6 protein-coding genes are annotated in these 11792 nt (G+C 67.6%); 3 read left to right on the top strand and 3 right to left on the bottom strand.

The genetic code is table 11. The features are described 5' to 3' along the window. Nucleotides 1-83 precede the first annotated feature (83 nt). The 3 genes from MC45_RS16520 to MC45_RS16510 all read right to left on the bottom strand — a co-directional run bounded on the left by MC45_RS16520 (nt 84) and on the right by MC45_RS16510 (nt 5508). Nucleotides 84-2489: a TonB-dependent receptor gene (locus MC45_RS16520; RefSeq protein WP_156143864.1), complete on the bottom strand. Its 2406-nt coding sequence runs from the start codon at nt 2487-2489 to the stop codon at nt 84-86. Between the two features lie 263 nt (nt 2490-2752). Further along, nucleotides 2753-4147: a 3-oxoacid CoA-transferase gene (locus MC45_RS16515; RefSeq protein ID WP_038665521.1), complete on the bottom strand. Its 1395-nt coding sequence runs from the start codon at nt 4145-4147 to the stop codon at nt 2753-2755. A gap of 119 nt (nt 4148-4266) precedes the next feature. Continuing rightward, entirely contained in the window at nt 4267-5508 is a 1242-nt protein-coding gene (locus MC45_RS16510; RefSeq protein ID WP_038665520.1) for an MFS transporter, read from the bottom strand. Nucleotides 5509-6111: 603 nt separating this feature from the next. On the opposite strand from MC45_RS16510, the gene MC45_RS16505 reads away from it, so the two are divergent. Genes MC45_RS16505 through MC45_RS16495 form a run of 3 tightly spaced genes read left to right on the top strand, consistent with a single transcriptional unit; the run spans nt 6112 to nt 11757 of the window. Beyond that, a complete protein-coding gene (locus tag MC45_RS16505; protein WP_038665517.1) occupies nt 6112-7245 on the top strand; it encodes an efflux RND transporter periplasmic adaptor subunit in 1134 nt (377 codons plus the stop codon). Between the two features lies 1 nt (nt 7246). Further along, nucleotides 7247-10366 carry an efflux RND transporter permease subunit gene (locus MC45_RS16500; protein ID WP_038665514.1) on the top strand — a complete coding sequence of 1040 codons (3120 nt, stop codon included), beginning with the start codon at nt 7247-7249 and terminating at the stop codon, nt 10364-10366. After that, nucleotides 10363-11757 carry an efflux transporter outer membrane subunit gene (locus MC45_RS16495; protein ID WP_038665511.1) on the top strand — a complete coding sequence of 465 codons (1395 nt, stop codon included), beginning with the start codon at nt 10363-10365 and terminating at the stop codon, nt 11755-11757. The genes MC45_RS16500 and MC45_RS16495 overlap by 4 nt, the downstream gene beginning before the upstream one ends. Nucleotides 11758-11792: the final 35 nt, after the last annotated feature.

Here is an 11792-nt window from a genome sequence, read left to right as displayed (position 1 = left end):
GCGTGATGGTAGGTCGATCCGGGGGGCGGCGACATCGGCAACCGGGCGGCGTCCGTATCGTGTACGCGCCGGTAGACACCGGTTCAGAACGTCCGCTTCACCGAGAAGAATGCGGTCCGCGGCCGCGCCGGCGTCGCGCGGGTCGTTCCCGTCCCCTGATACGTGTCGTCGATGTTCACGAAATAATATTTGTCGGTGACGTTGGTGACCGCCATCGAGAACAGCCAGGCCGAATCCCGCGGCGCATAGCTCAGCTTGGCGTTGAGCACGGTGAACGCCTGCAATTTGTTGCGATCGTTGTTCACCGCCTGCGTGTAGAGCGACGACTGGTAGTTGACGTCGAGACGCGGCGTCAGCACCCCGAAGCGATCGAGGTCGACCGCATATTGCGCGCCGAGGCTCGCCTTCCACGATGGGGTGAACGGCGACACCATGTCCCTGGTCAGCCCCGAGGCGAGCGCATCGGCCGACAGGCGCGTGAAGTCGAACTTGATGTAGCTTACCGAACCGTCGAGCTGCAGCGCGCCGAACGGGCGCGCGTTCATTTCGAGTTCGACGCCCTTCAGCGTCGCATCGCCCGAATTGACCGGCACTGCCGAGATCGGAAAACCGCCGTAGCCGCTGGTGATCGTTTCCTGGATGTCGTTGTAGCGATCGTAAAACGCGCTGGCGTTCAATCGCAGTCGCCGGTCGAACAGATCGGTCTTCATGCCGATCTCGTAATTCTTCAGGCGCTCCGGTCCGAATGGCACGACCTGGCTGGCCACGAACGGACGGGGATTGATGCCGCCGCCGCGGAAGCCGGTGGAGAAGGTGGCATAGGTCAGGATCTGGTTCGACCAGCGATAGTCGAGCGTCGCGCGGTAATCGTTGGAGTTGCCGCGGAACCGGCTCGTCGTTCCGTTGATCGACGCCGCCAGATCGGCCGCCGGGGTATTGGCGGTCCGGTTGAACGTATAGTCGCGCGCGTCGTGCGTGCGGCGATAGCCGAGCGTCAGGTTGAGTTTGTCGTTGAAGTGATACACGCCGTGGACGAAGCCCGCGAGGCTGCTCGCCGTGATGACGTCGTTCTGGTTGAAATCGGACAATTGCGCGAAGGGCGGAAACGGCACCCCGACGTAACCGACGTTCTGTCGCCCGGCCTGGACGCCGCGATCGGTGGAGTAGAAGCCGCCGAGCGTCCAGTCGAGCGACCCGAGCGACCCGTTCAGCCGCAGTTCCTGCGTGAACGTCCGGTATTTGAGCTGGTTGTCCTGCTGCAGCGCGGTCAGCGGGCCGGCATCGCCGTCGCTGGTGAAGCGCGCGGTATAGGCGCGATAGGCCGAGATCGAGACCAGCGACAGCTTGTGCCCAAAATCGTAGCTGACCCGCGCCGACACGCCCCAGGGATCGGACTTCGCGACCGACGGCTGGCAATAGCCAAGTTCGGCGACGCAATTGGTCGCGTAGTTGACGAACCGCGCGTCGGTCAGGAATTGCGCGAAGTTCGTCTGCGGGATGTTCTGCGGGTTACGCGCATAGGTCAGCTTGGTCGCGGCGGGCTGGTCGTCGATCTTCGTATAATCGGCGCTGAGATCGACTTGCAGCGCAGCGGTCGGCGTCCAGCGCAGCTGGCCGCGGATGCCACGGTGATTGGTGCCGCCCTCCTTGCCCAGCACGCAATTCGATGCGGTCGTCGTCGCGGCTATCCCCGAATTGGGAAAGCGGCAGCCGTAATCGATGCGGGTGAGATAGCCGTCCTCGCGCGAAAAGGCGCCAGTGATCCGCAGCGCCAGCGTATCCTTGACGATGGGGATGTTGATCGCCCCGCGCAGGCGCACCGTATCGTAGGATCCATATCCGCCCTCGACGACGCCGCCGAAATCGTTGTCCGGAGCTTTCGAGAAGATCTTGATCGCACCGCCAACGGAATTCTTGCCCGAAAGCGTCCCCTGCGGCCCGCGCAGGACCTCGACGCGATCGATATCGACCAGATCCGACGCGGAACCGAACAACGTCGGCATATAGACATCGTCGAGATAGACGCCGACAGCGGGGCTCAGCGCGAAATTATAATCGCCGGCACCGACGCCGCGAATGCTGATCGTCGGGGTCAGGCCATAGCCCGACCCGCCTTTCAGGATCGTGATGTTGGGCGCGTTGCCGGCGAGATCGACGACGCTCGTCTGGTTGCGCTTCTCGAGGTCGGCAGCGCTGATCGCGGTGATCGCCAGCGGCGTATCCTGCAGCCGCTGCGAACGGAATTGTGCGGTGACGATGATATCGCTGTTGGCAGGCGGCGCGGTCTGCGACGTGGGTGCCGGGGCGGCGGCGGCCGTGCCCGACCGGGCCTGTGGCTGGACCTGTCCGTCCGTCGATACCGACGGCGTCGTGGCGGAGGGTACCGACGGGGTCGCGGACTGTGCGAACGCCACGTTGGGCGCGGCTATGCCAAGCAACAGAGCGCTCACGCTGACGCGCGCGAGCAGGCCTCCCACACAACGGGCCATCGAATATCCTCTCATGTTTTTGCACGCCGCTTCAAACACTTGCGGCCGTTTTATAGTTTTGTTCGCATTAAGCGGCGCAGAAACGATTTGCCGCCGGAGTTCAATTTGGCCGCAAGCCGGACATTTCCCTGCGGAACCATCCGACTATTGGAGATGAACGGTTCGCTAGATCATAGTAGAAAGGCTATGCTCCGGCCTGCGCAACGGGAAGTGTCGACACATCATGGTCCGCTGCGTGTACCGCGACGATCGGCCGGCGCGCATCAGCCCTCGCCCAGCACGCCAAGGGTGGCGGCGAAATCGAACCGCATCGGCGTCAGGCCGCGGATGTCCTCCCGGGTGAATCCTGGCGCGATCTCCTCGACGACGAAGCGACCGTCGCGCCACTGAAACAGCGCCAGATCGGTGACGATCGTCGTGACGCAGCCCGGCGCGGTCAGCGGATAGGCACAGTCGGCGACCAGCTTCGGGCGCCCCTTGCTGTCGGTATGCTCCATGACCACGATCACCGGCGCACCCGATGCGGCCAGATCCATCGCGCCGCCGATGCCGCCACCCTGCTGGCCCGGCGTCGCCCAATTGGCGAGGTCGGCGGCCTCGCTGACCTGATAGGCGCCGAGCATGATCGCGGACAGCTTGCCCGACCGCGCGATCTCGAACGACGCGACGCTTTCGAACACCGCGCCGCCGGACCGCAGCCGGATGAAATTGCCCGCCGCGTCGAAGAAGTCCGGGTCATAGTCCTCGGGATCGTCGAGCAGGTCATAGCCCAGCGCGCCGTTTTCGGCATGCAAGAAGACCTCGCGGCCGCGGATATGACCCGCCACCAGCGTCGGCAGACCCGAGCCGAGATTGATGTAGCTGCCATCGGGAACGAGCGCCGCGGCACGCCGCGCGATCGCCGATCGGGACAGCGCCGGCTTGCCGAGATAGTCGCGCCCGCTTTCGGGGGCGCGCCGTCCCATCCGCCCTGCACTCGCCCCGATCGTGATCGTCGACTGGACCACGCGATGAACGAATATGCCGGGCAGATCGATCTGGTCGGGCGCGATGACGCCCGGTTCGACGATCTCCTGCACCTCGACGATCGCGAGCCGGGCGGCCTTGGCGAAGGATGCGTGGAAATGTGCGCTGCTGCCCCGGAACTGGACGTTGCCGAAGCGGTCGGCCCGCCAGCCGCGGATCAGCGCGACATCGACCGGCAGGCTGCGTTCGAGCACATACGCCTTGCCGTCGAAATCGCGGACTTCCTTGCCATCGGCCAGCGGCGTGCCGACCGTGACGGGGCTATAGAAGGCGGGCAGCCCCGCCGCCGCGGCACGCAGGCGGTCGACCAGAATGCCCTGCGGCACCATTTCGAGGTCGAGCTTGCCTTCGGCGACCAGCGCCTCCTCGGGCGAGGCGATGCCGGGACGGGCCGAGAACGACAGGACGACCGCGTCGACCTGGCCGTTCTCCACCAGGATCTGCGGCCGGTGCTGGCCGCCACCGCCGAGCGAATTGGCGACCACGCGCAGATGCGTCGCCCCCTGATCGCGCAATGCGACGGTCAGGCTGTTGGGATAGCTGTGGCCGACCCCGAACCCGGCGATCGCGACGGTCGCGCCGTCCGCGATATCGGCGACGGCAGCGTCGGGGGAGTCGAATAGCTTGTTCATCGGGTCTTTCCTGTTCCTGGCCACCGGTCGGCATCGCGCGATGGCTAGGAACCCGCATGCGGCGACGGTAGGTCGAATGCGTGTGCGTCCGCCGCGTGAACGACGCGCGGCGTGGCGCGTCAGGCGACCGCAGCGACCGGCGCGTGGACCGGCGGGCGGGCGACCATCAGCACCGCCGCGCCGATGACGTTGAGCAGCACGATCGCAACGAGGATCGCGGTGTAATTGTGATTGGCGTCGAAATAGGCGCCGGCGATGATCGGCACGGCACCGCCGCCCGCGGTCTGGATCAGCAGGCCCAGCGCCGTCAGCGCAGGGAACAGCCGCGTGCTCCAGTAATGCCCGAGGATCGCCATCGACCCGACCTGGCTCGCCCCGAATCCGATGCCCGCGATGATCGCGAAGGCATACAGCATCGGTGATCCGTGTACGTTGATGAGGATGAGCATGGCGATCGCCAGCGTGCCAAGTGCCGCGGCATAAGCGATGCGCGGCGAGGATTTGGCGGCGATCGGCCCGACGGCGAGATTGCCGCCCAATGTCGCCAGCGAGAACAGCGACACCGCCGATGCCGCACCGGTCGGCGAGAAGCCCACGTCGCGCAGATACGCCTGGACGTGCGCCACGACGAACGCCGCCGCCGATGTCGAGGCGAGCATGCACAGACACACCGCCCACAGGAACGGCGAGCGCAGCGCCCCGCCGAGGGTGAGCGTCTCGTCCACCGAACGCGCCGCACCGCTGTCCGGCGCGATCGGCATGCCGGGACCGGCCATGGTGCCCGATGCGTCCAGCCGGTTACGGATGACCAGCGTCGCGACGATGGCGCCCGCCGCCGCCGCCACCGCGAAGATCCACCAGCCGGCACGCCAGTCGTGCGACGCCTCGATCGCGCGCGTCACGATCCATACCGAGGCGAAGCCGCCGACCCCCATCGCCGCGTAGAGCAGCGACAGCGCCGTGGTGCGCTGCTCGTCGAACCATTGCGCGACGCCGGTCTGGCAGGCGATGATCCCGGTCAGATTGCCGGCGATGCCGAGGCCGAGGCCGAAGGCGAGGATCGCCTGCCACGGCGCGGTGACGATCGTCGCCAGCGCGGCGCTGACGAGCGCCATCAGCGTCGCACCGGCGATCAGCGCATGACGGACGCCGATCTTCTGCACGACGAACGCGCCGCCCGGGGCGAGCAGGCCATTGACGATCATGTTCGCACCGACCAGCAGCCCGAGCGTCTGCCGGTTCCAGCCCATGTCGACGACCATCGACGTGTTGATCACGCTGCCCGCATAGATGGGCAGCGCCATCCCGATAGAAAGCATATAGGCCAGGGCGACCAGGACGATCCAACGATTCTTCGTCATCTGCTATCCATTCCGTTACGGCCGGGTCCAGCACAGTCGCCGACCTGCACAATTCTCGAAATCATTGCTCGAGGTCGGAAAGGATCAGAGGAATGTCGTCTGCGGCATCGCCGCGCCGGTCCGCAATACCGCCGCGCGGCGCCGCGAGCGCCAGCATGATTCGACGATCACCGCAGCGACCCGTTCACGACACCCTCTATCCTTCCGCCTATTGTCTGGCGTGCGATGATCATGCTGCAAGCAGGCAGCGCGATCAAATGCGAAGGGGTTCACCCAGCGGACGGCGGATCGAACGCCTCACGCGGCAATAGATGGCCCACACCCACGATCACAAACCCAAGCTCCTTAGAGGTCGACGCGGTGCGAACATGTCATGATCATCCGCGAAGCCTTTATCGAGCCAAGTATCCGATACGGGTCGCAAGACTATAGAAACCACCCGTTACAAACCATTACATTCGCTTACGGACCATGTCTGTCTCCCCCCACCGGATCGGAATAGAGGGACTGACCTTCATCGGGGTCCTCCGCCATGTTCGCTTGCCATCCTCTCGCGTTTTTCTCCGGTTCGGGTGTCGATCGGGATGCAGGCGGTCGCGCGGCATGAAACCCGTCTCTCCGTGTGTCGCGGCGTCTCTCGCGCTCGCGCTCGCGCTCGCCGGCTGCGGCGGCGGTTCGAAGGGCGGCATGGCACCGCCGCCGCCCGCCGAGGTCGGCGTCGTCACGCTCACCACCTCGCCGGTCACCACGACGACGGTGCTGACCGGCCGCACCGCCGCGACCGCGATGTCCGAGGTGCGCCCGCAGGTCGACGGCATCATCAAGGCGCGGCTGTTCACCGAGGGCGCACTGGTCCGCGCCGGCCAGCCACTCTACCAGATCGATCCGCGCCTCTATCGCGCCACCCGCGACGAGGCGGCGGCGCAGGTCGCCAGCGCCGAGGCGCAGGCGGCGACCGCGCAGGCCAAGGTCGCGCGCTACGGCCGGTTGCAGAGCGCAGACGCGGTCGCGCGGCAGGACGTCGACGATGCGGTCGCCACCGCACGCCAGGCGCGGGCGAGCATCGCGCAATATCGCGCGACGCTGCGCACCGCGAACGTGCAGCTCGGCTTCACGCGCGTCTATGCGCCGATCTCGGGGCGGATCGGCCGCTCGACCTATACGCAGGGCGCGCTGGTGTCCGCCGCGCAGACGACCGCGCTGGCGACGATCGCGCAGCTCGACCCGATCTTCGTCGATATCCAGCAGTCGAGCAGCGACGTCTTCGACCTGCGCCAGAGCCTCGCCAGCGGTTCGGCGCTGCCGGCGAGCACCACCGTTCGCCTGACGCTCGACAACGGCCGCGCCTATCCGCAGGCGGGACGGATCGAGTTCGGCGAGGCGACGGTCGACGCCACCACCGGCACCGTCACGCTGCGCGCGCGCTTCCCCAATCCGCAGGGGCTGCTGCTGCCCGGCATGTTCGTCCGCGTCACCGTGCCGCAGACGGTGGTGCGCAACGGCATCCTCGCACCGCAGCGGGGCATCACCCGCGACGCCAAGGGCAATGCCACCGCATTGGTGGTCGGCGCCGACGACAAGGTGGTGCAACGCCAGATCACCACCGGCGAGGCGATCGGCAGCAACTGGCTGGTCACCGCCGGGCTGAAGGCGGGCGACCGGCTGATCGTCGAGGGCACCGACAAGGCGCAGCCGGGCGCGACGGTCAAGCCCGTCGCCGTGAAACAGGAGCGCTGACATGGGGATCAGCCGCTTCTTCGTCGAACGCCCCATCTTCGCCTGGGTGATCGCGATCTGCATCATGCTCGGCGGCGTCGCCGGGCTGCGGTCGCTGCCGATCGCGCAATATCCCGACGTCGCGCCGCCCACGATCGCGATCAGCGCCACCTATCCCGGCGCCTCCGCCGAGACTCTGGAGACCAGCGTGACGCAGGTGATCGAGCAGCAGCTCACCGGCATCGACGGGCTCCAATATTTCCAGTCCAGCTCCAATTCCGCGGGCTCGGCGTCGATCACCGTCACCTTCGCCAAGGGCACCGACCCCGATACCGCGCAGGTGCAGGTGCAGAACAAGGTGCAGCAGGCGAGCGCGCGGCTGCCCTCGGCGGTGACGTCGCAGGGCGTGACCGTGACCAAGTCGAACAGCGACTTCCTGATGATCGTCGCGCTCTACGACAAAAGCGACAAGGCATCGGCGAGCGACATCGCCGATTATCTGGTCAGCAATTTCCAGGACGATCTCGCCCGCGTCGACGGCGTCGGGCAGAGCCAGGTGTTCGGCGCGCAATATGCGATGCGCATCTGGCTCGATCCGACCAAGCTCGCCGCGGTGCAATTGATGCCCTCCGACGTGCAGAGCGCAATCGAGGCGCAGAACGTCGACGTCGCCGCTGGCCAGATCGGCGCGCTGCCCGCGGTGAAGGGGCAGATGCTCAACGCCACCGTCCGCGCCAAGTCGCGGCTGAGCACGCCCGCGCAATTCGGCGCGATCGTGCTCAAGACCACCACGGAGGGCGCAATCGTTCGCCTGTCCGACGTCGCACGCGTCGAACTGGGGCAGGACAGCTACACCACCTCCGCCGAGCTCAACGGCCATCCCGCCGCGGGCATGGCGATCCAGCTCGCGACCGGCGCCGACGCGCTGGAGACCGCGACCGCGGTCAAGGCGCGGATGGCCGAGCTCGCGACCAACCTGCCGGCGGGCTATGCGATCGCCTATCCGCGCGACACCACCACCTTCGTCAAACTGTCGGTCGAGGAAGTGGTCGAGACGCTGGCCATCGCGATCGTCCTCGTCATCATCGTCATGTTCGTCTTCCTGCAGAACTGGCGCGCGACGCTGATCCCGGCGATCGCGGTGCCGGTGGTGCTGCTCGGCACGTTCGGCGTGCTCGCGGTCTGCGGCTATTCGATCAACACGCTGACGCTGTTCGCGATGGTGCTGGCGATCGGCCTGCTGGTCGACGACGCGATCGTCGTGGTCGAGAATGTCGAGCGGGTGATGACCGAGGAGGCGCTCGATCCCAAAGCGGCGACGATCCGCTCGATGGGCGAGATCGGCTCGGCGCTGGTCGGCATCGCGCTGGTGTTGTCGGCGGTGTTCCTGCCGATGGCGTTCTTCGGCGGCTCGACCGGGGTGATCTACCGCCAGTTCTCGATCACCATCGTGTCGTCGATGCTGCTGTCGGTGCTGGTCGCGCTGGTGCTCAGCCCGGCGCTGACCGCGACGCTGCTCAAGCCGACGCATGGCGATCCGCTGGCGCGGCCCGGCCTGTTCGGCCGGTTCAACCGCTGGTTCGACCGGACCACCAATCGCTACGTCGCGGCGACGCGCGGCGTCATCGGCCGGCGCTGGCTGCATCTGGCGGTGGTCGCGGCGATCACCGTCGTGCTCGCGGTGCTGTTCGTCCGGCTGCCGACCAGCTTCCTGCCGGTCGAGGATCAGGGGCAGGTGATGGTGATGTACACGCTGCCCGCCGGCGCCACCGACGAGCGGACCGAGGCGGTGCGCGACCGCGTCCAGAGCTATTATTCGACGCACGAGAAGGCGACGATCGAAAACGTGTTCAGCATCACCGGCTTCGGCTTCAGCGGCTCGGGGCAGAATGCCGGCATGGCCTTTGCCAGCCTCACGCCGTTCGACGAGCGCAAGGACGCCAGCCAGAGCGCCTCGGCGATCAACGCGCGCGCGATCCGGAATTTCGGCACGATCCGCGACGCGACCGTCATCCCGCTGACGCCGCCAGCGATCTCCGGCCTCGGCCAGTCGAACGGCTTCACCTTCGAGCTGACCAATACCGGCGGCCTTGGCCGCGACGCCTTCGTCGCGCTGCGCGACAAACTGATCGCCGCCGCCAACAAGGATCCGAAACTGGCGCAGGTCCGTGCCTCGACATTGCCCGATACGCCGCAACTGCGCGTGACGCTCGACGACGCCAAGCTCGCCGTGCTCGGCCTGACCGAGGCCGACGTCACCAACACGCTGTCGAACGCCTGGGGCGGCGTCTACGTCAACGACTTCGTCGATCGCGGCCGGGTGAAGCGCGTCTATATGCAGGCGGACGCGCCCTATCGCATGCTGCCCGGCGACCTCAGCGGCTGGTTCGCGCGCACCGCGAGTGGCACGATGGTCCCCTTCTCGTCGATCGCGACCTTGTCGTGGGAGAAGGGGCCGAACAGCGTGTCGCGGTTCAACGGCCGCTCCTCCTACGAAATCCAGGGCGAACCCGCCGAGGGCGGCAGTTCGGGCGCGGCGATGGCCGAGATGGTCAAGCTGCAACGGCAGCTCGCGCCGGGCACCGGCTATGCCTGGGCCGGCCTGTCGTTCCAAGAGAATGAGGCGAGCGGGCAGGCGCCGATGCTCTACGGCCTGTCGGTCCTGATCGTCTTCCTGTGCCTGGCGGCGCTGTACGAAAGCTGGTCGGTGCCGATCGCGGTGCTGCTGGTGCTGCCGCTCGGCGTGATCGGCGCGGTGCTCGCGGTGACGCTGCGCGGGCTCGACAACGACATCTATTTTCAGGTCGGGCTCATCACCACGATCGGCCTCGCCGCCAAGAATGCGATCCTGATCGTCGAATTCGCCGAGGAGGCGCGCCGCGCGGGCAAGGACGTGGTCGACGCCGCGCTGGAGGCGGCGCGGACGCGGCTGCGGCCGATCCTGATGACCAGCCTCGCCTTCATCTTCGGCGTCTTCCCGCTGGCGGTCGCCACCGGCGCGGGCGCCAACAGCCGGATCGCGATCGGCACCGCGGTGGTCGGCGGCATGCTGACCGCCACCGCGCTGGCGATCTTCTACGTGCCGATGTTCTTCGTCGTCGTCGCGCGGCTGTTCCACGGACGCAGGGAGCGTGCGGCATGATCCGTTTGCGCATCGCGATGCTGCTGCTCGGGGCGAGCGCGCTCGCCGCCTGCGATCTGGCGCCGCACGAGGTCCGCACCGCGGCGGATGCGGTGCCGCAGTCATGGCCCGCGGGCGCCGCCTACGCCCCCGCCGCGGCGGGCAAGGCGGGGATGCCGTGGCGGTCGCTGGTCACCGACGCGACCTTGCGCATCGTCATCGAACGCGCGCTGGCGGCGAACCAGGATCTCGCCGCGGCGGTCGCCAACGTCGCCTCGGCGCGCGCGCAATATCGCGTGCAGCGGTCCTATCGCCTGCCCACCGTCTCCGCCGATGCGGGGGCGTCGATCGCGCGCGCGGTCACCGGCGGCGGCACCGCGACCGCAGGATCGGGCGACCTGTTCTCGGCGAGCGCCGGGGTCAGCAATTTCGAACTCGACCTGTTCGGTCGGCAGAAGAACCTGTCGCGCGCGGCGTTCGAGACCTATCTGTCGACGCAGAGTGGCGCCCGCTCGACGCGCTTCGCCGTCGTCGCCGAGACCGCGACCGCCTATGTCACGCTCGCCGCGGACCGGGACCTGCTCAAGGTGTCGCAGGAGCAGGTGCGCAGCAGCGCGCGGACGGTCGGCCTCAACGCCGAACTCCACGACGCCGGGCTGGTCAGCGGCTCGGACCTCGCCGATGCGCGCACGCTGCTGGCACAGGCGCAGGCGGACGTCGCCGATCGTACGACGCAGGTCGCGCAGGATCGCAATGCACTCGATCTGCTCGTCGGCGCGCACGTCGAGGATGCGTTGCTGCCCGCCAGCCTGACCGCGCTCGACGCCGGCATCGCCACCGTCCCCGCCGGCCTGTCGTCGGCGGTGCTGCTCGACCGGCCCGACGTGGTCGAGGCCGAGCATCAATTGCTCGGCGCGAACGCCAATGTCGGCGCGGCGCGTGCCGCCTTCTTCCCGCAGATCTCGCTGACCAGCGTGCTCGGCCTCGCCAGCAGCGCGCTGACCGGGCTGTTCTCCGGCTCGACCTGGACGACGACACCGTCGGTCAGCGTGCCGATCCTCGGCGGCACCAATCGCGGCAATCTCGATTATGCGCGCGCGCAGGTGGACTATTATCTCGCCACCTATCGCAAGGCGGCGCAGACCGCCTATCGCGAGGTCGCCGACGGCCTCGCCCGCCGCGGCACGATCGCGCGGCAGCGCCAGGCGCAGGCCGATCTCGTCGCCGCCGCGCAGGCGAGCTATGCGATCGGCGAGGCGCGCTATCGCGAGGGCAGCGACAGTTTCCTCACCGCGCTGGTCGCGCAGCGGACGCTGTACAGCGCGCAGCAGACCGCGATCTCGGCGGCGCTCACCGACCTCGCCAACCGGGTGACGCTGTATCAGGCGATCGGATCGGACGACACGCTGTGACCGGGCGATGGCTGGGCAGCCGCCGCCCACCCGGC

This window comes from Sphingomonas taxi, from assembly GCF_000764535.1.
Classification (GTDB): Bacteria; Pseudomonadota; Alphaproteobacteria; order Sphingomonadales; family Sphingomonadaceae; genus Sphingomonas; species Sphingomonas taxi.
Note: the sequence above shows the minus strand (reverse complement) of the source record. Positions and strands in the feature narration are given on the sequence as shown.

Excerpts from the sequence above, each read along its gene's own strand:
- MC45_RS16520 (WP_156143864.1), bottom strand. The coding sequence starts at position 2,489 with ATGGCCCGTTGTGTGGGAGGCCTGCTCGCGCGCGTCAGCGTGAGCGCT.
- MC45_RS16515 (WP_038665521.1), bottom strand. The coding sequence starts at position 4,147 with ATGAACAAGCTATTCGACTCCCCCGACGCTGCCGTCGCCGATATCGCG.
- MC45_RS16510 (WP_038665520.1), bottom strand. The coding sequence starts at position 5,508 with ATGACGAAGAATCGTTGGATCGTCCTGGTCGCCCTGGCCTATATGCTT.
- MC45_RS16505 (WP_038665517.1), top strand. The coding sequence starts at position 6,112 with ATGAAACCCGTCTCTCCGTGTGTCGCGGCGTCTCTCGCGCTCGCGCTC.
- MC45_RS16500 (WP_038665514.1), top strand. The coding sequence starts at position 7,247 with ATGGGGATCAGCCGCTTCTTCGTCGAACGCCCCATCTTCGCCTGGGTG.
- MC45_RS16495 (WP_038665511.1), top strand. The coding sequence starts at position 10,363 with ATGATCCGTTTGCGCATCGCGATGCTGCTGCTCGGGGCGAGCGCGCTC.